This is a genomic window from Microbacterium sp. (genome assembly GCF_035277845.1).
Classification (GTDB): domain Bacteria; phylum Actinomycetota; class Actinomycetes; order Actinomycetales; family Microbacteriaceae; genus Microbacterium.
In genome coordinates this window covers 1-22,303 of the sequence record NZ_DATEJS010000096.1, presented here as the reverse complement: position 1 = coordinate 22,303, position 22,303 = coordinate 1, and the positions used below count along the sequence as shown (strand labels likewise).

At 70.0% G+C, this 22,303-nt stretch carries 19 protein-coding genes and 2 pseudogenes; 14 read left to right on the top strand and 7 right to left on the bottom strand.

Translation table 11 applies throughout. The features are described 5' to 3' along the window. Both VJR25_RS04225 and VJR25_RS04220 read right to left on the bottom strand, forming a co-directional pair. Window positions 1–555 (bottom strand): annotated as a pseudogene (locus VJR25_RS04225) (DNA/RNA helicase); the annotation flags it as partial. A 187-nt stretch (window positions 556–742) separates the two neighbouring features. Further along, complete coding sequence (locus VJR25_RS04220; RefSeq protein ID WP_324112848.1) at window positions 743–2,878, bottom strand: S9 family peptidase; 2,136 nt, start codon at window positions 2,876–2,878, stop codon at window positions 743–745. 183 nt (window positions 2,879–3,061) lie between these two features. On the opposite strand from VJR25_RS04220, the gene VJR25_RS04215 reads away from it, so the two are divergent. From VJR25_RS04215 to VJR25_RS04195, 5 genes are all read left to right on the top strand, one after another. Then, complete coding sequence (locus VJR25_RS04215) at window positions 3,062–4,459, top strand: anion permease (protein ID WP_324112846.1); 1,398 nt, start codon at window positions 3,062–3,064, stop codon at window positions 4,457–4,459. Further along, entirely contained in the window at window positions 4,456–4,803 is a 348-nt protein-coding gene (locus tag VJR25_RS04210) for a peptidase (protein ID WP_324112844.1), read from the top strand. Before VJR25_RS04215 ends, VJR25_RS04210 begins: the two co-directional genes overlap by 4 nt. 40 nt (window positions 4,804–4,843) lie before the next feature. Then, window positions 4,844–5,758 (top strand): phosphodiesterase, encoded by a 915-nt coding sequence (locus tag VJR25_RS04205; RefSeq protein WP_324112842.1) that lies wholly within the window; start codon window positions 4,844–4,846, stop codon window positions 5,756–5,758. Window positions 5,759–5,895: 137 nt separating this feature from the next. Next, complete coding sequence (locus VJR25_RS04200; protein WP_324112840.1) at window positions 5,896–7,365, top strand: aspartate ammonia-lyase; 1,470 nt, start codon at window positions 5,896–5,898, stop codon at window positions 7,363–7,365. Window positions 7,366–7,447: 82 nt separating this feature from the next. Then, window positions 7,448–7,966: a DUF4190 domain-containing protein gene (locus tag VJR25_RS04195; protein WP_324112838.1), complete on the top strand. Its 519-nt coding sequence runs from the start codon at window positions 7,448–7,450 to the stop codon at window positions 7,964–7,966. A gap of 64 nt (window positions 7,967–8,030) precedes the next feature. Here VJR25_RS04195 and VJR25_RS04190 read toward each other — a convergent pair whose 3' ends face one another. Beyond that, on the bottom strand, window positions 8,031–8,918 hold the full coding sequence (locus VJR25_RS04190; protein ID WP_324112835.1) for a fumarylacetoacetate hydrolase family protein: 888 nt from the start codon (window positions 8,916–8,918) through the stop codon (window positions 8,031–8,033). 238 nt (window positions 8,919–9,156) lie between these two features. On the opposite strand from VJR25_RS04190, the gene VJR25_RS04185 reads away from it, so the two are divergent. Then, window positions 9,157–9,525: an FKBP-type peptidyl-prolyl cis-trans isomerase gene (locus tag VJR25_RS04185; protein ID WP_324112833.1), complete on the top strand. Its 369-nt coding sequence runs from the start codon at window positions 9,157–9,159 to the stop codon at window positions 9,523–9,525. Between the two features lie 155 nt (window positions 9,526–9,680). Beyond that, the gene (locus VJR25_RS04180) at window positions 9,681–10,244 is read left to right on the top strand and encodes a YceI family protein (protein WP_324112832.1); all 564 of its coding nucleotides are present in this window, start codon (window positions 9,681–9,683) and stop codon (window positions 10,242–10,244) included. A gap of 143 nt (window positions 10,245–10,387) precedes the next feature. Here the strand turns inward: VJR25_RS04180 and VJR25_RS04175 are convergent, their stop codons facing one another. Continuing rightward, on the bottom strand, window positions 10,388–11,257 hold the full coding sequence (locus tag VJR25_RS04175; protein WP_324112829.1) for a sigma-70 family RNA polymerase sigma factor: 870 nt from the start codon (window positions 11,255–11,257) through the stop codon (window positions 10,388–10,390). An 85-nt stretch (window positions 11,258–11,342) separates the two neighbouring features. On the opposite strand from VJR25_RS04175, the gene VJR25_RS04170 reads away from it, so the two are divergent. After that, window positions 11,343–11,840 carry a carboxymuconolactone decarboxylase family protein gene (locus tag VJR25_RS04170; RefSeq protein ID WP_324112826.1) on the top strand — a complete coding sequence of 166 codons (498 nt, stop codon included), beginning with the start codon at window positions 11,343–11,345 and terminating at the stop codon, window positions 11,838–11,840. Between the two features lie 23 nt (window positions 11,841–11,863). On the opposite strand, the gene VJR25_RS04165 is transcribed toward VJR25_RS04170, so the two are convergent. Together VJR25_RS04165 and VJR25_RS04160 are read right to left on the bottom strand one after the other, a co-directional pair. After that, a complete protein-coding gene (locus VJR25_RS04165) occupies window positions 11,864–13,171 on the bottom strand; it encodes an MFS transporter (protein WP_324112823.1) in 1,308 nt (435 codons plus the stop codon). Continuing rightward, on the bottom strand, window positions 13,171–13,392 hold the full coding sequence (locus VJR25_RS04160; protein ID WP_324112822.1) for a DUF167 domain-containing protein: 222 nt from the start codon (window positions 13,390–13,392) through the stop codon (window positions 13,171–13,173). Before VJR25_RS04160 ends, VJR25_RS04165 begins: the two co-directional genes overlap by 1 nt. A 155-nt stretch (window positions 13,393–13,547) precedes the next feature. Between VJR25_RS04160 and rpsO the strand changes: the two genes are divergently transcribed. Continuing rightward, entirely contained in the window at window positions 13,548–13,817 is a 270-nt protein-coding gene (gene rpsO / locus VJR25_RS04155; protein ID WP_039401864.1) for a 30S ribosomal protein S15, read from the top strand. Between the two features lie 111 nt (window positions 13,818–13,928). Here the strand turns inward: rpsO and VJR25_RS04150 are convergent, their stop codons facing one another. Continuing rightward, window positions 13,929–16,973 carry a S8 family serine peptidase gene (locus tag VJR25_RS04150; protein WP_324112819.1) on the bottom strand — a complete coding sequence of 1,015 codons (3,045 nt, stop codon included), beginning with the start codon at window positions 16,971–16,973 and terminating at the stop codon, window positions 13,929–13,931. Window positions 16,974–17,265: 292 nt separating this feature from the next. On the opposite strand from VJR25_RS04150, the gene efeU reads away from it, so the two are divergent. From efeU to VJR25_RS04125, 5 genes and pseudogenes are all read left to right on the top strand, one after another. Further along, window positions 17,266–18,252, top strand: coding sequence for an iron uptake transporter permease EfeU (gene efeU / locus VJR25_RS04145; RefSeq protein WP_324112817.1), 987 nt, complete (start codon window positions 17,266–17,268; stop codon window positions 18,250–18,252). After that, window positions 18,249–19,481, top strand: coding sequence for an iron uptake system protein EfeO (gene efeO / locus VJR25_RS04140; protein ID WP_324112815.1), 1,233 nt, complete (start codon window positions 18,249–18,251; stop codon window positions 19,479–19,481). The genes efeU and efeO overlap by 4 nt, the downstream gene beginning before the upstream one ends. Next, window positions 19,478–20,746: an iron uptake transporter deferrochelatase/peroxidase subunit gene (gene efeB, locus VJR25_RS04135; RefSeq protein WP_324112813.1), complete on the top strand. Its 1,269-nt coding sequence runs from the start codon at window positions 19,478–19,480 to the stop codon at window positions 20,744–20,746. The genes efeO and efeB overlap by 4 nt, the downstream gene beginning before the upstream one ends. A 156-nt stretch (window positions 20,747–20,902) precedes the next feature. Then, window positions 20,903–22,105, top strand: coding sequence for an LLM class flavin-dependent oxidoreductase (locus VJR25_RS04130; RefSeq protein ID WP_324112850.1), 1,203 nt, complete (start codon window positions 20,903–20,905; stop codon window positions 22,103–22,105). A gap of 84 nt (window positions 22,106–22,189) precedes the next feature. Continuing rightward, a pseudogene (locus VJR25_RS04125) lies at window positions 22,190–22,303 on the top strand (NADPH-dependent FMN reductase); the annotation flags it as partial.

The window sequence follows — 22,303 nt, the reverse complement described above, 5'->3', positions numbered from 1 at the left end:
GCGCGACTCGAGACCCGAGTCCGACAGCTCGCCCGCGATCTGTGCGAGCTCGTCCGCGGCGGACGAACGCCACCTCACCCTCTGCAGGACAGCGGCGTCGACGGCGTGCGTGCGCAGCGCCGACTCCCAGATCGCCATCGCGTCCGCCCGGGGCATGCAGCGGGCGACGTGGAACAGGACGTTGACCGGTCCGTCGACCAGGGCGTGCTTCGCCACCGGAACAGGTCCGCGGGCCCAGTGCACGGTCGCGCCGGCGGCCTCGAATCGGGATGCGCCGTGATCGACGGCGAGGTGGACCCCGTGTTCGGGCGCCCAGAGTCCGTGCATGGCCGCCGCCGTCACGCAGGAGACGCGTCCGCCGACGGATGCCGCGGCCTTCCGGCGCGGGTCGCACGACGCGGTCGCGATCCACGAACGGCGGATCCGATCGATCCGTCCGGCGGCGAGGGCGGCACGGACGACGCGTTCCGAGAACCCGGCGTCGAGGGCGTGCGCGTTTCGGGCGATGCCGGAGCGTTCGGCGAGCCAGGCGACGAGGTCGTCGATGCGGGTCATCCGCCCAGCTTGTTCGGCGGGCCGCGTCGCCGCCACCTCCGCCGCCCGGTTGGGGATAACTCACCCCGGCTCGGCGTCGGCGAGATCAGGCAAGTCGGTCGATTCAGGCGGATTCCGTCCGATTCCGCCTGATCTCGGCGACCCGCCGGATCTCACCGACGCACGCCGCCACCGCGGCACGGCCGCGTCACACGTCCGCGACGCCCAGCCGGTCCAGCAGCCACGCGAGCTCGAACGCACGCTCCCGCCACGCGTTGTACCGGCCGCTGACCCCGCCGTGCCCGGCCGACATCTCGCACTTGAGCAGCGCGTCCACGCCGACCTCCCGCAGGCGCGCGACCCACTTGGCCGGCTCGACGTACAGCACGCGGGTGTCGTTCAGCGACGTGACCGCGAGGATCGGCGGGTAGGCGGCATCCCGCACGTTCTCGTACGGCGTGTAGGACTTCATGTACGCGTAGACGTCGGCGTCGTGCAGCGGGTCTCCCCACTCGTCCCACTCGATCACGGTGAGCGGCAGCGAGGGGTCGAGGATGCTGGTGAGCGCATCCACGAACGGGACGACGGCGAGGATGCCGCCGAACAGCTGCGGCGCGAGGTTGGCCACCGCGCCCATCAGCAGGCCGCCGGCGGATCCGCCCTCCGCGACCATGCGGTCCGGGGTCGTCACGCCGGTGTCGACGAGATGCTGGGCGCACGCGACGAAGTCGGTGAAGGTGTTGCGCTTGCTGAGCGTCTTGCCGTTTTCGTACCAAGCGCGGCCCATCTCGCCGCCGCCGCGCACGTGGGCGACCGCGAAGACGACGCCGCGGTCGAGTTCGGAGAGCCGCGCGACCGAGAACCCGGGGTCGATCGAGTGCTCGTACGACCCGTACCCGTACAGGTGCACCGGTCGCGGCGCGGCGCCGACGGGCCCGAACGAGGACTTGTACACGAGTGAGATCGGCACCCGGGTGCCGTCCTCGGCCGTCGCCCACACCCGCTCCTGGGTGTAGTCGGCGGGGGAGTAGCCGCCGAGCACGGGCTGCTGCTTGCGCAGCAGCAGCTCACCGGACGCGAGCACGTAGTCGTACACGGTGCCGGGCGTGACGAACGACCCGTAGGCGAGGCGCAGCATCGGCGGCGCCCATTCCGGGTTGCCGGCGGTGCCGACGTCGTACAGCGGCTCGTCGAACGTCAGCTCGTCCACGGCGGCGGACGCGTAATCCAGCAGCCCGAGCCGGGTGAGCCCGTCGCGGCGGTAGCCGACCACGCCCCAGTCCCGGAACGTCGACACCCCGAGCAGCCGGCGCCCCGCCTCGTGGGCGATCACGACGTCGCGGGGGCCGGCGGGATCGGATGCCGCCACCCGCACCAGCTCGAAGTCCAGCGCCTGCTCGCCGCCGGCGGCCGGGCCGTTGTGCAGCACGAACAGCACGTCCTGGCCGTCGATGACCGCGTGCTCGCTGCCGTACTCCACGCCCTCGACCCGCGGCCACACGAGCCGCGGCGGCTGTCGCAGGTCGTCGGCATCCACGAGCCACTCCTCGCTGGTGATCGACGAGCCGGCGGCGATCACCAGGTACCGGTCGCTGCGGGTGAAGTCCGCGCCCAGCCAGAACCGGTCGTCCGGCTCGTGGAAGAGCGTCGCGTCGTCGCCCACCGGCGTGCCGAGCTCGTGCAGCCACACGGTGTCGGGCCGCCACGCCTCGTCGACCGTGGAGTAGACCACGAACCGGCCGTCGGGCGAGAAGGACGCCCCGGCGAACGTGCCCTCGATGACGTCCGGAAGCTCGTCGCCGGTGGCGATGTCGCGCACCCGCAGCGTGTACCGCTCGTCGCCCTCGACGTCGACGCCGTACAGCAGCCGGGTGCCGTCCTTGGACACCTCGAACGTGCCGAGCGAGAAGAACTCGTGGCCCTGCGCCTCGACATTGCCGTCGAGCAGCACCTGCTCGCCGGGCACCGGCACGTCGGGGGACAGCTGCGGCGGGGTCCAGTCGTCGGGGGATGCCAGCGGCGCGCGGCAGTGGATGCCGTACTGCTTGCCCTCGATCGTGCGGCCGTAGTACCACCACGAGCCCATCCGCACCGGCACCGACAGATCGGTCTCCTGCGTGCGGCCCTTGATCTCGTCGTAGATGCGCCCGCGCAGGGATTCCAGGTGCGCGGTGCGCGCCGCGGTGTACGCGTTCTCGGCCTCGAGATGCGCGATCACGTCGGCGTCGTCCTTGTCGCGCAGCCACTCGTAGGGGTCGTCGAACGTGTCGCCGTGATGGGTGCGCTGCACGACCCGGCGGGCGGCGACGGGGGGAGCGGGGAGAGCCTCAGCCTGTTCGGTCACCCTTCCCACGCTAGGACACCCTGAGACCTCGCTCCACAGTCGCCTGCGGGTTACGCGATGGGGATGCAGTGTGCGAGGATTTTGCAGGGCCCCGGTTGCCGAGGCATAGACCCCAGGTGAACTCTTCGTTCGCGACGCCGATTGCCGGCATGTCCCTCACTCTCTTCACCCCGAAAGCGAACGGTGGAATCCGCAGCCCTGATCGTCATCCTGGTCATCGCTCTGTCGCTGTTCTTCGACTTCACGAACGGCTTCCATGACACCGCGAATGCGATGGCCACGCCCATCGCGACCGGCGCCCTCAAGCCCAAGGTCGCCGTCATGCTCGCGGCCGGACTCAACCTCGTCGGCGCCTTCCTGTCGACCGAGGTGTCCAAGACCATCTCGCACGGGATCATCCGCGAAGGCCAGATCACTCCCGCCGAGTTCCTGCCGGTGATCTTCGCCGGGCTCATCGGCGCCATCACCTGGAACATGCTCACGTGGCTGTTCGGCTTGCCGTCGAGCTCGTCGCACGCCCTGTTCGGCGGCCTCATCGGCGCCACGCTCGTGGGCGTCGGCTTCATGGCCATCGACTTCGGGGTGGTGCTGAGCAAGGTCATCCTGCCTGCGGTCATCTCGCCGCTCACGGCCGGTGTCATCGCGTTCCTCGCGACCCGGCTCGCGTACGGGTTGACCCGCCGCGTCGACAGCAAGCCCGACGGCCGCGACGGCTTCCGGTTCGGCCAGATCTTCACGTCGTCGCTGGTCGCGCTCGCGCACGGCACCAACGACGCGCAGAAGACCATGGGCGTCATCACGCTCGCGCTCATCATGGCCGGCTGGCAGAGCCCCGACCAGACGAGCCCCCACATCTGGGTGATCTTCGCCTGCGCCCTCACGATCGCCCTCGGCACCTACATGGGCGGATGGCGAATCATCCGCACGCTCGGCAGGGGCCTCACCGACGTCAAGCCGGCACAGGGCTTCGCGGCCGAGACCTCGACCGCGGCCACCATCCTCGCCTCCAGCGCGGTCGGCTTCGCGCTGTCCACCACGCAGGTCGCATCGGGATCGGTGATCGGCTCGGGCCTCGGCCGCCGCGGCTCCAAGGTGCGCTGGGGGACCGTCGGCCGCATCACCGTCGGCTGGGTGCTCACCCTCCCCGCCGCGGGCGCCGTGGGGGCGGTCGCCGCCGTGATCGTGCACTTCCTCGGCACATGGGGCATCGTGCTCGACACCGTCATCGCGGTGGTGCTGATCGTCGCGATGTTCATCCGGTCCAACAAGGATGCCGTCACCGCCTCGAACGCCATGAGCGAGGTCGCCGAGTCCGGCCGCGCGGTCAAGGTGAAGCGCAACCCGCCGCCCACGCGTCGCCAGCGCGCCAAGGAGCGGGAGGAGAAGGCCGCCAAGAAGGCGGCGGAGGCGGCTAAGAAGGCGGCCGAGGCGGCGAAGAAGGCCGCAGAGGCGAAGAAGAAGTCCGCCGGGGCCTCGACGAAGACCGCGAAGACCCCCGCTCCCGAGCACCCGGCCCCGGCGACCGGCGCCCAGGATGCCCCGCGGGTCGGCAGCAATGCGAAGGACGGCGACCGCTCATGACCGTTTCCGTCGACTGGTACGCGTTCCTCGAGGTGTTCGTGGCCGCGCTCATCGCCGCCGTCCTGCTCGTCGGCCTGTACGCGATCGGACTGCGTCTGCTCGTCGTGGCAGGGCGACCGCCGGTCGTCGCCCCGGCGGAGTTCACCGATGCGATCACCGTGATCTCGCCGAAGGCTGCGGCGAAAGCGGCCAAGGCCGCGGCGAAGGCCGCCAAGAAGAATCCGCTCACGGAGGGGCAGAAGCGCGTCGCCCTGATCGGCGCGTACGCCTCGTTCGTGCTGTGCGGCGTGGCCGTGGTGTGCGGCCTGGCCATCATCGTGTGGTCGTCGCTGTCGCACGGCTGACCGCTCGGGCGCTGTCCGACCCTCCCCATAGGCTGAAGGCATGGCTTCCGTCCCCGGTCCGCAGTTCGGCGCGCACGAGCCCGCGAGCCACGTCATCGTCCACCTGAGCGACACGCACCTCCTCGCGGGCGATGCACGGCTCGGGGGCTGGTTCGACACCGCCGCCAACCTGCGGGCCACGCTCGAGGCGGTGGAGCGTCTGGGGGTGCAGCCGGACGCCCTCGTCTTCACCGGCGACCTCACCGATCTCGGCGAGCCCGACGCGTACCGGGCGCTCCGCGACGCGGTCGAACCCGTCGCCGAACGGCTCGGCGCCCCGATCCTCTGGGTCGCGGGCAACCACGACGAGCGCCCCGAGCTGCGTCGCGACCTGCTCGACTCCGCGCCGACGCAGGAGCCGGTGACGGGTGTGCGGGACCTTGCCGGGCTCCGCCTCATCACGCTCGACACGAGCGTGCCCGGCTGGCACCACGGCGACCTCGACGGCGCCCAGCTCGACTGGCTGCGCGGCATCCTGGCCGAACCGGCCCCGCACGGAACCCTGCTGGCGATGCACCACCCGCCGCTGCCCAGTCACATCCCGTTCTTCGACATCCTGGAGCTGCAGCATCAGCCCGACCTCGCCGACGCGATCGCCGGCAGCGACGTGCGCGGCATCCTGGCCGGCCACCTGCACTACTCGACGAGCGGCCTCTTCGCCGGCGTGCCGGTGAGCGTCGCGTCCGCCACCTGCTATTCGATGAACCTGCAGCGCCCGCCCAGCCGGGTGAACGGGATGGATGCCGGTCAGTCGTTCCACCTCGTGCACGTGTACGACGACACGATCACCCACGCCGTGGTGCCGGTCGTCTCCGCGGAGACCGCCGAGGTCTTCGACGACGCCTGGCTCGCGCGGATGGCGGCCCTCACTCCCCAGCAGCGCCTCGAGGCGTTCTCGCGCAAACGGCCGCGGTGACAGAACGCACAAGACTCCGACACTATGGCCGGTAGAGGCATCCTTCCTGTACGTCGTGTACATCAATCCCCCCGGGCGGGCCACGTAGGCTCGTCTGCATCCCCCTCAGAGCGTGAAACCCACGAGGAAGCACAGTAATGGCGACTGCAACGACGCGTACCGAGACCGATTCGCTGGGATCCCTGGAGATCCCCGCAGATGCCTACTGGGGCATCCACACCGCCCGCGCACTGGAGAACTTCCCGATCGCGAAGCGGCCGATCTCGGTGTACCCCGACATGATCATCGGCCTGGCCATGGTCAAGCAGGCGTCTGCTCGCGCGAACAAGGAGATCGGCGTGCTGTCGGCCCAGAAGGCCGACCTCATCGACCGCGCCGCCCAGCTCGTGATCGACGGGCAATTCCACGACGAGTTCGTCTCGGGCGTGATCCAGGGCGGCGCGGGCACCTCCACCAACATGAACGCGAACGAGGTCATCACCAACATCGCGCTCGAGCTCGCCGGCCGCGAGAAGGGCGACTACGCCTATCTGTCGCCGATCGACGACACGAACCGCAGCCAGTCCACGAACGACGTCTACCCGACGGCGATCAAGGTGGGCCTCTCGCTCACGCTGCGCAGCCTCCTCGACGAGCTCGACCTGCTGCGCGGCGCCTTCCTCGGCAAGGCGCGCGAGTTCCACGACGTGCTCAAGGTCGGCCGCACCCAGCTGCAGGATGCCGTCCCCATGACGCTCGGCCAGGAGTTCCACGGCTTCGCCTCGACCCTCGGCTTCGACCACCAGCGACTCACCGAGAACGCCTCCCTGCTCTTCGAGATCAACATGGGCGCCACCGCCATCGGCACCGGCATCACCACCCACCCCGGGTACGCGCCCGCGGTGCTCCGGCACCTGCGCGAGATCACCGGGATGCCGCTGAACACCGCCGATGACCTCGTCGAGGCGACCAGCGACACCGGTTCGTTCATGTCGTTCTCGTCGTCGCTGAAGCGCAACGCGATGAAGCTGTCGAAGATCTGCAACGACCTCCGGCTGCTGTCGTCGGGCCCGCAGGCCGGCCTCGGCGAGATCAACCTGCCCGCGAAGCAGGCCGGATCCTCGATCATGCCCGGCAAGGTGAACCCGGTCATCCCCGAGGTCGTCAACCAGGTCGCGTTCGCCGTGGCGGGCGCCGACCTCACCGTCACGATGGCCGCGGAGGCGGGTCAGCTGCAGCTGAACGCCTTCGAGCCGGTCATCGCCCACTCGATCTTCCAGTCGATCACCTGGATGCGCCAGGCAATGTGGACGCTGCGCGTCAACTGCGTCGAGGGAATCACCGCCAACCGCGAGCGCCTGGGCGCCATGGTCGGCCAGTCCGTCGGCGTCATCACCGCGCTCACCCCGTTCATCGGCTACGCGGCCTCCGCGGCCCTCGCCAAGACCGCGCTGCTGACCCACCGCAACGTCGCCGACCTCGTCGTCGAGGCGGGCCTGATGTCGCGCGAAGAGGTCACCAAGCAGCTGGCGCCGGCGCGGCTGTCGGGCCTCGAGGCCATCACCGCCACCATCCCGGTGGTTAAGCAGGCCGCCGAGAACGTCGTCGTGGACGGCGTCGGGGCATAATCCCCATCCCCGCTTCCCGCCCTGGGCAGGGACCTTCGATAAGCTCGACGCGTCCCTGCCCATCGCATCTCTAGGGGGAAACATGAGCGATCCGCAGACTCCGGGCTCCACGCCCGAGGGCGACGGCACCCCGCCGCCCGCACCCCAGTTCCCGTTGCCGTCCGAGCAGGCGTCTCCGACGCCGCCGCCGGCTCCGGAGCCTCCCGCCTACGCGCAGGCACCGAGCGCTCCGCCGCCTCCGCCCGCCTACGCCGCGGCACCGCCGTACAGCGTCGCTCCGACAGCCGCACCGGCCACGGTCCCCGGCCGGACGCTCGGCATCGTGGCGTTCGTCATGTCGTTCTTCGGCGGCATCAACGTCGTCGGGCTGATCCTCGGCATCGTCGCGATGGTGCAGAGCCGGAAGGCCGGCGCGAAGAACGGCTTCGCACTCGCTGCGATCATCATCAGCGCCGTGCTCATCGTGATCGGCGTGATCGTCCTGATCGTGGTGATCTCGATCAGCGTCTCGGCTTTCAACGAGGTCTGCAGTCAGCTCGGCCCGGGTGTGCACACGTACACCAACGGCGGAGCCACCGGCACGGTCACCTGCCCCGGCTGATCCCGCAACACGACGAAGGGGCGGTGCGATCTCACGATCGCACCGCCCCTTCCGTGTCTGCGGGTCAGTCCAGGATGCGGCAGTGGGTGGTGAGCTCGCCGATCCCGTCGACGCCGACGGTGACGGTCGAGCGGTCGCGCAGCGGGATCTGCGGGTCGCGCGAGTACCCGGCGCCGCCGGGGGAGCCGGTGGAGATGAGGGTGCCCGGCTGCAGCGTCACCGAGGTCGAGAGGTGCGAGATGAGGGTGGCGACGCTGCGGATCATCTGACCGGTCGAGGCATCCTGCACCGTCTTGCCGTCCACGATCGCCCAGATGTGCAGGTCCTGCGGGTCGGGGATCTCGTCGGCGGTCACCACGAACGGGCCCGACGGGGTGAAGCCGTCGAACGACTTGCAGCGCGACCACTGGGCCTCGGAGTACTGGATGTCGCGGGCGGTGATGTCGTTGACGACCGTGTAGCCCCACACGTGGTCCAGGGCGTCGTCGGCCGAGACGTCCTTCGCCGCGGTGCCGATGATGACCCCGAGCTCGGCCTCGTAGTCCACGAACTGGGTGAGGTCGCGCGGCCACGACGTCGTCTGCTGGTGCCCCGACAGCGAGTTCGGCCAGAGCACGAACACGGTCGGCGTGCTGTCGGTCTTGAGCCCCAGCTCGCCCGAGTGCGCCGCGTAGTTGAGGCCGACCGCGAGCACGATCGGGGGGTTCAGCGACGCCGATGCGTATTCGACGAGAGAGAGCGGATGCCCCGTCCCGGCAGCGGCCTCGGCGGCCGCGTCCCGCACCTGCGCGAGCAGCTCGTCGCCGCCGGCGATCAGCTGCTCGAGGTGCCGCGGGCCGCCGGGCAGCAGGTCGGGCACAGGGAAGGCCTCGTCACCCTGCACGACGGCGAGCACCGGCTCACCGCTGGCGGGGCCGGAGCCTTCGGGCAGGATCACGTGGGCGAAGCGCATTTGTTCGGGGCTACCTTTCGCGGCTTGGAGTCCGGCGTCGGCTGCGGCGCGGGGCTGGATCGGCGGCGCCGATCTGCGGGGGAGACATGACTCAGCGCCCGGTGCCGTGGCGATGCCTACGTGACTCCCGAGCGCTGAGTTCTGACTCCTAGGTTGTCAAAGGATCGGACTTCCGTCAACCCGCGCGGGGCGTGTCACGCCTTTGACCGCGTCGCATGCGTCCGGTTGGATGGATGTCATGACTGACAACCGCACCAAGCCCGAGATCGACGCACCCGAGGGCCCGGCTCCCACCGAGCTCGTGATCCGCGACATCGTCGTCGGCGACGGGGCCGAGGCCAAGCCGGGCGACACCGTGACCGTCCACTACGTGGGCGTCGAGTACGAGTCGGGCGAGGAGTTCGACTCGTCGTGGGGCCGGGGCGAGAGCATCCAGTTCCCGCTGCGCGGCCTCATCCAGGGCTGGCAGGACGGCATCCCGTCGATGAAGGTCGGCGGCCGCCGCGAGCTCGTCATCCCGCCGCACCTGGCCTACGGTCCCGCCGGCGGCCACTTCCTCGGCGGCAAGACCCTCATCTTCATCATCGACCTGCTCGCCGTCGCCTGACGCGAACGCCCGGAGACCCCGCGCATCCCCTGGGATCGCGGGGTCTTCTGCTGTGCGCGACACGCCCGGGATACATGCGTGGGAATGGATCGGTGCATGCACCGGTTCCATCATCCGACGCCGCACGACGCGGCTCCCACGAACGAAGGAATCTCATGACCGCCAACGCACTCCCCGAGATCGCCGGATACAAGCCGGGCACCTACAACCTCGACCCCGCCCACAGCGAGGTCCAGTTCAGCGTCCGCCACATGATGATCTCGAAGGTGCGCGGCACCTTCGGTGTGAAGAGCGCCACGTTCGTCGTGCCGGAGAACCCGCTCGAGGCCCGCGTCGAGGCGTCCGTCGATGTCACCTCCATCAACACGAGCGACGCGAACCGCGACGGCCACCTGCGTTCGGCGGACTTCTTCGACGCCGACGAGCACCCGACCATGGACTTCCGCTCCACCGGCGTGCGCTACGAGGGCGGCGAGTTCCTCGTCGACGGCGACCTGACGATCCGCGGCATCACGAAGCCCGTCACCTTCGACTTCGAGTTCGGCGGCTTCGGCACCGACCCGTACGGCAACTACAAGGCCGGCGCGACCGCCAAGACGGTCATCAACCGCGAGGACTTCGGCCTCACCTGGAACGCCGCGCTCGAGACCGGCGGCGTGCTCGTCGGCAAGGACGTCACCATCGAGCTCGACCTTCAGGGCTCGCGCGCCGCGGAGTGATCCGCCGCTGACCCGCTGGATGCCCCGGCCCCTCGATCTGAGGAGCCGGGGCATCCGCCGTTTCCGCAAGATCGCGTCGATTCAGTCCGATCGCGCGCGAACCTTGCTGAATCGGCGCGATCGGACTGAATCGGCGATGGGCCTCAGGCGGGCAGCGTGAGCTTCGCGACGCGCCGGGGCCCCGCGTACGCCTCGATCGCGACGACCCGGTCGCCGTCCACCTCGAACGCCATGACCGACATGGCGCGCCCGTCGACCTCGACCACGACCCCCGGCAGGCCGTCCACGAGCACCGGCCGCAGCACGGCGCCGGGGTTCGCGAACATGAGTGCCCTGCTCGCGACCGCCTCTGCGCCGCGCACCACCGAGGTCGCGGACATCCCCGCGTCGATGCGCAGCTCGATGTCGGGCGAGAGGAGCCCCACGAGCCTGTCGAAGTCGCCGTCGCGGGCGGCGGCGAAGAAGGCGTCGACGATCGGACGGCGGGATGCCGAGGGGGCGGCATCGGCGGTGTCGGCCGAGCGCACGCGCCGACGGGCCCGGCTGGCCAGCTGCCGGGTGGCGTCGGGGGAGCGGTCCAGCAGCTCGGCGATCTGATCGAACGGCACGTCGAACGAGTCGTGCAGCACGAACGCGACCCGCTCCGCCGGGGACAGCCGGTCGAGCACGAGCATGAGCGCCGCACCGACCGCATCGGCCAGCTGCGCCTCCGCGGCCGGATCGGCGCCCGCCCGCTCGAGCTCGATCACCGGCTCGACCGGGACGTCGTCGAGCGACGTCTGCGCGTGCGTGACGCGTGCGCGCAGCAGGTTCAGGCACACGCGCGAGGCGATCGTGGTCAGCCAGCCGCCGAAGTTGTCGACGTCGTCGGCGCCGGCCGCACTCACGCGAAGCCAGACGTCCTGCACCACGTCGTCGGCATCGGCGTCCGATCCGAGCATGCGGTAGGCGATCCGGTGCAGTCTCGCACGGTGCTCCTCGAAGCGGGCGGCGAGGAATTCTTCGTCGGTCATGTCACATTCCCTCCGGGTGGCGGTTCACCTCTGTATGACCGCTCGAGAACGGGCGGTGTGACACCGACGACGAGAAGAGTCTGACATGAGCGACACCACCGCCACCCTGGCCGCCGACGAGGTCGTCACCAACCCCGCCCGGATGCCGCATCCCGCCTTCCTGCTGCAGGGCGGGTTCGACGCGCTGAACGCGGTGCACAAGGCCGCCGGATCCGTCGGACTGCCCGACGCGATCATGCACCTGGTCACGCTGCGCGCGAGCCAGATCAACGGCTGCAGCTGGTGCTCCGTGGAGCACTCCAACCAGATGCGGGAGGACGGGTCGAGCGACGAGCGCATCTTCGCCGTCGCGGCATGGCGGGATGCTCCGCACTTCACCGCGCGCGAGCGTGCGGCGCTCGCCCTCACCGAGGCGGTCACCCGCCTGGCCGACACCCCGGACGCGGTGCCGGACGAGCTGTGGGACGAGGTCACCGCGCAGTTCGACCGCAAGGAGATCGCAGCCCTGCTGTTCGAGATCGGCCTCATCAACGTCTGGAACCGCATCAACGTGGCGATCCGCCAGCCGGCCGGCAGCCGCTGACGGCCGCGGCATCCGGGGTCCGGTCAGGGCTCCGGATGCTCCGCGTCGTAGGCGCGGAAGCGCGGGTTCAGCTTCACCAGCGTGCTGACGATCACGACGATCAGGATGCCGCCCAGCAGCGGCGGGAACCACAGCGACGTGATCGCCGCCAGGGTCCCGACGTAGAGGGCGCCGATACGCGGGCCGCCTGCGACCACGACGATGAAGATGCCCTGCAGCCGCCCGCGGATGGCGTCGGGAACGGCCGCCTGCATCATGGTGGACCGGTAGATGGCGCTGATGTTGTCGCACGCGCCGGCGACGGCGATCACGACGAGCGACACGACGATCAGCACGATGTTCGCCGAGTGCAGGCCGACGTCGTGCGGAGCGAACCAGCCGAGGGCGGCCGCGCCGAGCACCAGACCGAACGCCAGCATGGCGATGCCGTACGCCTGGATGGCCCGCTCGATGCCGAGGCCGTGGTGCCGCACACTGCCGATCCGCCCGGAGAAGAGGCTCGACGCGAAGGCGCCGACCGCGTACGCCGCGGTGAGGGCGCCGGTCGTGACCGGGCCGCCGCCCAGCAGCACGGCGCCGATCGCCGGGAACAGGGCCAGCGGCTGCCCGAACGTCATGGCGGTGATGTCGAGGATGTACTGCAGGCGGATGTTGGACGCCCGCCGCAGGAACTCCCAGCCGTCGGCCAGCGATTTCAGGCCGGGCCGCACCAGCTCGCCCTCCGGCTTGATGCTCGGCAGGGTCCACAGCCCCAGGAACAGAGACGACATCAGGATGACGTCGATCGTGTAGGTCCACGCGTACCCCGACAGTGCCACGAGCACGCCCGCGAGGGCCGGCCCCGCCATCACCATGAGGCCGAACGAGATGCCCTGCAGTGCGGATGCCGCGGGCAGCAGCTCGCGGGAGATCAGCCGCGGCACGATCGCCGAGCGGGTCGCCATCACGATCGAATTCGCCGCCGAGTTCACCACGCTGAGGGCGTACAGCCACCACACCGACTCGACGTGCGACCACGTGAGCACGGCGAGGAGGGCCGTGGAGACGAACGTGACGGATGCCGCCAGCAACGCCACGGTGCGGCGGTCGAAGGCGTCGGCCAGCATGCCGCCGTACAGGCCGGCCACGATCATGGGGACGAGTCCCGCGACGGCGACCATGGACACTGCGAACGAGTCGTGCGTGATCGCGTACACCTGCAGCATGACCGCGACGATCGTGAGCTGTCCGCCGAGGCCGGACAGCGTCGACCCCGCCCACATGCGCGCGAACGCGGGGGAGCTGGTCAGCGGGCGCAGATCGATGAGGTGGTCGCGACGCAGCCGGGCCATCACTCGTCGACCTCGACGCGCTTGACGCGCGAGGTGTGCCCGCGCACGATCCGCACGCGGCTCGGCGGCACGCCGAAGTGGGCGCCGAGGGCCTTCGCGACGCCCTCGTTCGCAGCCCCCTCGGCCGCGCGCTGGGCGACGTGCACGACGAGCCCGTCGTCGGTCTGCTCCACGAGCGGTCCTTTCCGGCTTCCCGGTTTGACGCGCACCGTGACAAGCATCCTTCGAGGGTATCGCGCAGCGGGGATGCCTCAGGTTCCGCAGCAGGCCGCGGCATCCTGTAGACTCTTCAGGTTGCCGTTGGATCGGCCGCGGATAAAGAGAGCCTACGGATCAGCCGTCGGGCACCGCGCAGCAAAGAGGAAGGGGATCACCTATGGCACTGGATGCAGACGTCAAGAAGGCGATCATCGAAGAGTACGCGACGCACCCCGGTGACACCGGATCCCCCGAGGTGCAGGTCGCGATGCTGACGCAGCGCATCAAGGACCTCACCGAGCACCTCAAGGAGCACAAGCACGACCACCACTCGCGTCGTGGCCTGTTCCTGCTCGTCGGTCAGCGCCGTCGTCTGCTCGGCTACCTCCAGGACATCGACATCAACCGTTACCGGTCGCTGATCGAGCGCCTCGGACTCCGCCGATAACGCAGCCAGCGTACAATCGCGCAGAACATTCTTGGGTCCTGACAGCAGGACCGCGAAGGCCGCCCCACGGTGTGGGGCGGCCTTCGTCGTTCAGCGGCGGGGATGCCGGCGTCAGCCCGCGACCTCCACGACCGTGGTCGCCAGCTGCTTCCCGTCGACTCCCAGCCCGATGGTGCCGAGGTAGTCGTCACCGGCCGTCAGCCCCGACCAGCCCACCTCGACCGGCACCGTGGTGCCGGGCGTGACGCTCGCCGATCCGCCCGACGTCACCGAGAGGCTGCCGCCGGTGGTCGACGGGATGAGCCACGACTTCAGGTCGAACTCGACCGGTGTCGCGCCCACCGCCCAGCCGTGGACGTACATCGTGTAGACGCCGTCCGCGGGGTGGTCGAGGTCGATCTGCTCATCGGTGCCGCCGTTGGTCGACTGCGCGACCACCTTGCCGCCGGTGACCAGGTAGACGTCGAGGTCGTACGGATCCGGCAGCTGCAGCTTCCAGCGCGCGTGGTCGACACCGGACAGCGTGAACGAGATCTTCGTCACCCCGCCCTGCCCGTCGTCACCGCTCGGGAAGGTCTGGTCGGGATCCTGGGCGACGGTGGCGACGTTGTGCGTCGTGCCCACGAGGCCGTGCGCACTCGCGGTGAAGGCGCCGCTCACGCCCACCGTGACGCCGGCCGTGGCCGTGCCGCTCGTGCCGGAACCCGTGATCGAGGCCGGTGCGTGGATCGCGACGCCCTTGACCGCGATGGGGCTGCGCACCGAGTACCCGGACCCCTTCCAGGTGAGCGAGCCGAACTTCCACTCGCCCACAGCCGCGCCCGTGTTGCGCACGGTCACCGTGAACGACGCGGATTCGCCCGGCGCGACCTGCAGGGAGGCGGGGGAGACCTGCACCGAGTAGCCCGCGGGCGCCTGGATGACGGCATCCGCCGAGATCTTCTTGGCCGACACGTTCGTGACGGTGCGGGTGACCGTGGCCGTGCCCGGGACCGCCTTGATGCCGATGGACGGGTAGTTCAGGTCTGCCGACGTGGTCGGGTAGCCGGCGGCGGCCAGGGCCGCGCAGGTCTTCGCCGCGTCGCCGAAGGCGGTGCGTCCGTCCTCGCAGAGGAACCCGAGGTAGTCGTTGATGCCGGCGTCGTACACCAGGCCGGGCTGGAAGGCCGAGCCCTTCGCGGCCGGTTCGCCGAGACGGGCGAATCCGGAGCCCGTCGCGAACGGCGTGGCGGGCGAGACGCGGTCGTTGTCCCGCACGCCGGTGTACGCCTGGGTCATCAGGGCCGACTTCGCCGTCGCGGCGGACCAGTCCGGATGCGCCTGCTTCAGCAGTGCGTAGGTTCCCGCCACGACCGGGCTCGACATCGAGGTGCCGGCGATCGCCTGCCACAGCTCGCCCGCAGGCACGCTGGGGTCGGACGGCTTCGGCGTGTTGCCGGCCATGATCTGCGCGCCCGGCGCGCTGATGTCCGGCTTGATGATGTCGCCGTTCGGCACGGTCTCGCCGCGGCTGGAGAAGTACGTCATCGTCGGGCTGTACATCGGCAGCGTGTCGATGCCGTCGTTGACGAGCTGTGCGGTGGGGTGCGCTGTCGAGTTCACCCACGAGCGGATGGCCTCGCCGGGCGTCCTGTCGATCATGACCGTCGGCACGGAGAAGTCGTCCGAGAACATGGTGTCGACGTCGACGGCGTTGAACAGCACCATCCCCACGCCGCCCGCGCGCTCGACCTCGGAGCTCTTGGCGACGCGGCCGTTCTGCCCGCGCTGGCAGAGCACGATGGCGCCCGCGACCTTCGCCGTGTCGAGCGATCCCTCCAGGCACAGGCCGGGGTCGGCCTTGCCGGGCAGGCCAGCCCGGGCGGCATCCACGATGGGCGCCGTGCCCGTGCCCTTCGTGATCGACGTGCCGTGGTAGACGGTGCCGTTGCCGAGGTGGATCGAACCCGCGTAGTTGCGCGGCATCGTGGTCGCCCCGACGGCGGTCACCCACGGCACGTTCGCCGGGCCGCCGACGGTCTTCGCGCCCGGCCCGTCGTTGCCGGCCGAGACGGCGGCGAAGATGCCCGCATCTGCGGCGAACAGGAACGAGAGCGTGTCGGAGCTGACGACGCGTGCGCCGCCGCCGATCGAGTAGTTGATGACGTCGACACCGTCGGCCACCGCCTGATCGATCGCCTGCGACAGGTCGGAGCTGTACCCGCCGGCGTCGCCGAGCGCCTTGTACGCGATGATCTGCGCCTTCGGCGCGATGCCCGAGACGATGTCCTTGTCGACGCCGAACACCACCGACTGCACGTTCGCGTCGCCCGCCGCCGTCGAGGCGGTGTGGGTGCCGTGGCCCTCGTTGTCACGCGCCGAGTCGAACTCGTCCTTCGTGAGGCCGGTGTTCGCCTTGTACGTGTTCAGGAACTCGCGCGCACCGATGATCTTGCGGTTGCAGGTGAACGGCGTGTCGTCCGCGTTCCAGGACGTGTTGCCGAACGCGCACGTCGTGCCGTCGACTGGTTCCAGCGCCTTGGGTGCGGGCAGCGTCGGGTCGTTCCGGAACATCGGCTGCTCAGGCCAGATGCCGGTGTCGATGACGCCGACGATCGTGCCCCGCCCGTCGATGCCGTTCGCGTACGCGCCCTTCTTCGCGGTGAGTCCGAGGAAGCCGTTGAGCGCGTTCGCGACGGCCGCGGGGGCTTCCTTGGCGGCCTGCACCTGATCCGCGACGGCCTGCGGGTAGCGCATCTCGTCGGGGATGACCGCTGCGACGCCCGGCTGCTTCGCCAGCTTCGCGGCGGCGCGCTGGTCGACCGTCACCGCGAACCCGTTCAGGGCGTTGGTGAAGTCGGTCGTCTGACGGGATGCCGGCACCCCGGCACCCTGCAGCACCTTGCTGTGCGCCCTCTTCATCGCCGCGCGCTGGGACGTGGCCTTGGCGCCGGTGAGGTCCTGCTTGGCGATCGACTTCAGCAGCGGATCCGCCTGCATGAGGACGATGTAGCTGCCGGTGCTGCTCTTGGCGACCGGTGGGCCGCTCGTCCCGCCTCCGTCGCCGGTCGGCGGAGCCGCCGACGCCGGGCCGAGGGCTGCCAGCTGCAGGGCGACGGCCACGGCCACGGTGGTGGCGACGGCTGCCATGCGCTTGCGAGAGTGTGCGTGGGTCATGCTCGATCTCTCCCTTGAGAACTGGGTTCGTCCGCGCCGCGCGCAGATGCTGACGAACCTAGCCCAGATTCGGCCCAAGCTGGGAGTTTCTCAAGCAAGAGTTCGCAATCCGTCGATAGCGGGGCGCCGAGCGGATCGAGCACCTTGAGCACGTCGCGCGGCGTCGCACGCGCGCGGTCGAGTTGAGCGCGGCGGGGGAGGCGAGGTAAGGTCGTACTAACTTTGGTTCGCCTAACCTGATCTCCGGCGGCGAGCCGAGTGGTCCCCGATCCCCCCAGAGAGAGGTACGTCTGTGCTCGCGACCTTCCTGATCGGCCTGCGTGAAGGCCTCGAAGCGGCTCTCGTCGTCGGCATCCTCGTCGCCTACATCACGCGCGTCGGCCGCAAGGACGTGCTGCCGCGGCTGTGGCTGGGTGTCGTGCTGGCGATCGTGCTGGCCCTCGGCATCGGCGCGGTGCTCACCTTCGGCGAGTACGCGATGACGTTCCAGGGGCAGGAGATCCTCGGCGGCACGATGTCGCTGCTGACCGTGGGCATGGTCACCTGGATGATCTTCTGGATGCAGCGCTCGGCGCGCACCATGAAGAAGTCGCTCGAGGGTGGGATCGACCAGGCGCTCGCCACGGGAGGCCTCTGGGCGCTCGTGATCATCGGGTTCGTGTCGGTCGCCCGCGAAGGCGTCGAGTCGGCCCTGCTGCTGTGGTCGATGACGCAGTCGTTCGGCAGCTCGCCGTTCGTGCTCACCGGGGCCGTGTTCGGCTACGGGATCGCGGCTGTGGCCGGCTGGCTGATCGCGAAGGGCGCCGTCAAGCTCGACCTGCGCCGCTTCTTCGCGTGGACCGGGGGCTTCCTCGTCATCGTCGCGGCGGGCGTGCTCGCCTATGCCGTCCACGACCTGCAGGAGGCGGGCGTGCTGGTCGGACCGTTCACCTCCCTCGCCCCGGTCGCCCACGGCGGCGTCGCCGTGGGCATCGCCGGCTTCCCGTTCGGGTGGGCCTTCGACCTGACGGGCGCCATCCCGCCGGGATCCGCTCTGGCGACGGTGCTGCAGGCGACGGTGGGCTTCATGCCCCAGATGTCGTGGCTGCAGGTCATCGCGTGGGTGCTGTTCACGGGCGTCGTCGGATCGTTCTTCGTCCGGGGCCTGCGTCGTCCCGCCCGTTCCCCGAAGCCGATGCCGACGACCGAGACCGCGGGGAGCCGCCCCGCGGCCACCCGCGCGACAGCGCCCTCCGTCAACGGTCCCGTCGCCGCCCACGTCACCGGAGGAGCCCGATGACCCGCACCCGCACCGCCGTCTCGCTCGCCGCGCTCGCCGTCGCCGCCGTGGCACTGTCGGGCTGTGTCGCCAAGGCGGACGCGGCCGGGCGCTCGCAGACCCTCAGCGTCACCTCGACCGACCAGGCGTGCACCGTCTCCGGGTCGTCGGCCACCAGCGGCACCATCGACTTCGCCGTCAAGAACACGGGTTCGCAGGTCAGCGAGTTCTATCTGCTGGCGAACGACGGGCTGCGCATCATCGGCGAGGTCGAGAACATCGCGCCGGGTGCCGGCCGCACCCTCACCGTGACCGCTCAGCCCGGAAGCTACTACACGGTGTGCAAGCCGGGGATGGTCGGCGACGGCGTCGGTCGTGCGACCTTCGAGGTGACCGGCGACAAGGTGCAGGTGACGGGCACGGATGCCGCGCAGCAGAAGGCCGCCGTGGACCAGTACGCCTCGTTCGTCAAGAATCAGGTCGAGCAGCTCGTGCCGGCCGCCGACGCCTTCGCCGCCGCCTACGTCGCGGGCGACGATGCGAAGGCGCGCGCCCTGTTCGCCAAGACCCGGGCGCCGTACGAGCGCATCGAGCCGATCGCCGAGTCGCTCGGCGACCTCGACCCGAAGATCGACTTCCGCGAGCTCGACGCCGAGGCCGAGGGCATCCCGTGGACCGGATTCCACCGCATCGAGAAGGACCTGTGGGTGCCGGCCAGGTCGGCGCTGAACTCCGACGGGCAGACTCCGGCGTGGAAGGGCTGGAAGCCCTCGACGCCGACCGAGCGCCGGCAGTACGCCGACGGTCTGGTCGCGAACGTGAAGACGCTCAACGACTACGTGCACAGCGCGAAGTTCGCGGCGTCCCTGGAGGCGGCCGGCGTCGCCGGGCTGTCGAACGGAGCCATCGGCCTTCTCGACGAGGTCGCCAAGAGCAAGATCACCGGTGAAGAGGACTGGTGGTCGCACACGGATCTGTCCGACTTCGCCGCGAACGTCGACGGCTCCAAGATGGCGTTCTCGCTCGTCGAGGACCTCGCCGCCGCCAAGGGCTCCGCGGGCAAGGCGCTCGTCCAGCGCATCGACAAGGCGTACTCCGCTCTCGAGGCCCGGCTCGCCACCTACGGCAACCCGGCGAAGGGATACACCCCGTACACGAAGCTCACCGTCGAGGACAAGCGTCAGCTCACCGATCTGCTGAACTCGCTCGCCGAGCCGCTGTCGCAGCTCACCTCGACCGTGGCCGCGTGAACGACGTCGAGCCCACGGCACCCGGCGGGCTCAGCCGCCGCGGCGTGCTCGGCCTCCTCGGTGCGGGCGCCGGCGGGCTCATCGTCGGCGGCGGGGCGGGCGCCGCGATCGGGGCGTCCGTCGCATCCGCGAACGCCTCCTCGGGCGGCACCGTGCACCCCTTCTACGGCGAGCACCAGGCCGGCATCACCACCCCGGTGCAGGAGCACCTTCATTTCGCCGCCTACGACATGGCCGAGGGCACGACGCGCGACGACCTGATCTCGCTGTTGAAGGACTGGTCGTACGCCGCCTCGCGCATGACGCAGGGCCTGCAGGTCAGCGCCTCGGGGGCGGTCGACGGTTCGCCGCAGGCCCCGCCGGACGACACCGGCGAGGCGCTCGGACTGCCGGCATCCGCACTGACGATCACGTTCGGCTTCGGGCCGGGGCTCTTCGACGGGCGATTCGGCCTGGCCGCGCGCAAGCCCGCCGAGCTGGCGGAGCTGCCGCGGTTCCTGGGCGACCAGCTCGACCCGATGGGGTCGTACGGGGACCTCTGCATCCAGGCGTGCGCGGACGATCCGCAGGTGGCGGTGCATGCCATCCGCAACCTCAGCCGCATCGCCTTCGGGCGGGCGCAGATCCGCTGGTCGCAGCTGGGCTTCGGGCGCACCTCGAAGACCACCGTCGACCAGTCGACGCCCCGCAACCTCTTCGGCTTCAAGGACGGCACCGCCAACATCCTCGCCGACGACGCCGCGGCGCTGAAGAAGGACGTCTGGGTGGCGCAGTCGGATGCCCCGGCCTGGCTGTCGGGCGGCTCGTACCTCGTCGCCCGCAAGATCCGCATGACCATCGAGGTGTGGGACCGCCTGCGCCTTGCGGAGCAGGAGCGCACGATCGGACGGAACAAGGGGGAGGGAGCGCCGCTGTCGGGCGGCGGCGAGTTCACCGAGCCGGACTTCCACAAGGCGGGCGGCGCCGCCGACCCCGCGATCGACCCGCACTCGCATGTGCGGCTCGCGCATCCCGACTTCCACCGGGGCGTGCGGATCCTCCGTCGCGGCTACAACTTCGTCGACGGCAACGACGACCTCGGCCAGCTCTCGGCCGGACTGTTCTTCCTGTCGTACCAGCGCCGGCCGGACCAGTTCATCGGCATCCAGCGGGCCCTCGCGACCGACCTCATGAGCGAGTACATCGTGCATGTCGGGTCGGCGATCTTCGCCGTCCCGCCGGGCTCGAGAGAAGGGTCCTACGTCGGCTCCGGACTGTTCGCGTGAGGAGGCCGGCCGCCTGACCCCGGGTCGATCGAGCAGGGTGGGAATAGTCTCGGCGTGCGTGCGTTGAACGATATGTATCCACTTGAATAGATCGGATGCCGGGAGGCATCCGGGAATCGGAAGGCGATCGTGAGCGAGAGCACCACCTGGTCGGGAATGCAGTTCGGCATCTTCACGGTGACCGACGTCACGCAGGACCCGACGACCGGGCACACCCCGAGCGAGGCCGAGCGCATCAAGAACACGCTCACCATCGCCAAGCACGCCGAAGAGGTGGGGCTGGACGTCTTCGCGATCGGCGAGCACCACAACCCGCCGTTCTGGTCGTCGTCGCCCTCCACGACCCTCGCGTACATCGCCGGGCAGACCGAGCGCCTGATCCTCTCCACGTCGACGACGCTCATCACCACGAACGACCCGGTGAAGATCGCCGAGGACTTCGCGATGCTGCAGCACGTGTCGGGCGGCCGCGCCGACATCATGCTCGGCCGCGGCAACACCGGTCCCGTCTACCCGTGGTTCGGCAAGGACATCCGCCAGGGTCTCCCGCTCGCGGTCGAGAACTACGCGCTGCTGCACAAGCTGTGGCGTGAGGATGTCGTCGACTGGGACGGCAAGTTCCGCACGCCGCTGCAGGGCTTCACCTCGACCCCGCGTCCGCTCGACGACGTGCCCCCGTTCGTGTGGCACGGGTCCATCCGCACGCCCGAGATCGCCGAGCAGGCCGCGTTCTACGGCGACGGCTTCTTCGCGAACAACATCTTCTGGCCGAAGGAGCACTACCAGCGCCTCATCCACCTCTACCGTCAGCGCTTCGCGCATTACGGGCACGGAACGGCCGAGCAGGCGATCGTCGGCCTCGGGGGACAGGCGTTCATCCGCCCGAACTCGCAGGATGCCGTGAACGAGTTCCGCCCCTACTTCGACAACGCCCCGGTGTACGGCCACGGTCCGTCGCTCGAGGACTTCAGCGAGATGACCCCCCTCACCGTGGGGTCGCCGCAGCAGGTCATCGACCGGTACGCAGCCATGCGCGACACGTTCGGGGACTACCAGCGCCAGCTGTTCCTCATGGACCACGCCGGCCTGCCGCTGAAGACCGTGCTCGAGCAGCTCGACCTGCTCGGCGGAGAGGTCGTCCCGGTGCTGCGCCGCGAACTGGCGAAGAACCGTCCGGCGGAGGTGCCGGATGCCCCGACCCACGCGAGCCTCGTCGCCGCCAAGTACGGCGACGGCCCGGTGCGACAGCCCACCCCGGGCGCCAACCGCGGCGACAACCTCACCGCGGGCGGCCCCTACCAGGACACCCCGGCACCCGCCGGAGCCGCATTCGGACTCGGCACCCCCACCGGTCATTGAGCGAGCGGAGCGAGACGAAATGCTTGTATTGAGCGAGCGGAGCGTAGACGAAATGCCTGTATTGAGCGAGCGGAGCGAGACGAAATGAATACTTCTGCACGTCGTATCGCGGTGATCTCCGCGGGCCTGTCGGCGCCGTCGTCGACCCGGATGCTGGCCGACCGCATGGCGGCCGCGACCGTCGCCGAGTTGGGGGCG

Excerpts from the sequence above, each read along its gene's own strand:
- VJR25_RS04175 (WP_324112829.1), bottom strand. The coding sequence starts at position 11,257 with ATGACCGACGAAGAATTCCTCGCCGCCCGCTTCGAGGAGCACCGTGCG.
- VJR25_RS04205 (WP_324112842.1), top strand. The coding sequence starts at position 4,844 with ATGGCTTCCGTCCCCGGTCCGCAGTTCGGCGCGCACGAGCCCGCGAGC.
- VJR25_RS04190 (WP_324112835.1), bottom strand. The coding sequence starts at position 8,918 with ATGCGCTTCGCCCACGTGATCCTGCCCGAAGGCTCCGGCCCCGCCAGC.
- VJR25_RS04200 (WP_324112840.1), top strand. The coding sequence starts at position 5,896 with ATGGCGACTGCAACGACGCGTACCGAGACCGATTCGCTGGGATCCCTG.
- VJR25_RS04210 (WP_324112844.1), top strand. The coding sequence starts at position 4,456 with ATGACCGTTTCCGTCGACTGGTACGCGTTCCTCGAGGTGTTCGTGGCC.
- VJR25_RS04165 (WP_324112823.1), bottom strand. The coding sequence starts at position 13,171 with ATGGCCCGGCTGCGTCGCGACCACCTCATCGATCTGCGCCCGCTGACC.
- VJR25_RS04130 (WP_324112850.1), top strand. The coding sequence starts at position 20,903 with ATGCAGTTCGGCATCTTCACGGTGACCGACGTCACGCAGGACCCGACG.
- VJR25_RS04195 (WP_324112838.1), top strand. The coding sequence starts at position 7,448 with ATGAGCGATCCGCAGACTCCGGGCTCCACGCCCGAGGGCGACGGCACC.
- VJR25_RS04150 (WP_324112819.1), bottom strand. The coding sequence starts at position 16,973 with ATGACCCACGCACACTCTCGCAAGCGCATGGCAGCCGTCGCCACCACC.
- VJR25_RS04180 (WP_324112832.1), top strand. The coding sequence starts at position 9,681 with ATGACCGCCAACGCACTCCCCGAGATCGCCGGATACAAGCCGGGCACC.
- VJR25_RS04160 (WP_324112822.1), bottom strand. The coding sequence starts at position 13,392 with ATGCTTGTCACGGTGCGCGTCAAACCGGGAAGCCGGAAAGGACCGCTC.
- VJR25_RS04185 (WP_324112833.1), top strand. The coding sequence starts at position 9,157 with ATGACTGACAACCGCACCAAGCCCGAGATCGACGCACCCGAGGGCCCG.
- rpsO (WP_039401864.1), top strand. The coding sequence starts at position 13,548 with ATGGCACTGGATGCAGACGTCAAGAAGGCGATCATCGAAGAGTACGCG.
- VJR25_RS04170 (WP_324112826.1), top strand. The coding sequence starts at position 11,343 with ATGAGCGACACCACCGCCACCCTGGCCGCCGACGAGGTCGTCACCAAC.
- efeO (WP_324112815.1), top strand. The coding sequence starts at position 18,249 with ATGACCCGCACCCGCACCGCCGTCTCGCTCGCCGCGCTCGCCGTCGCC.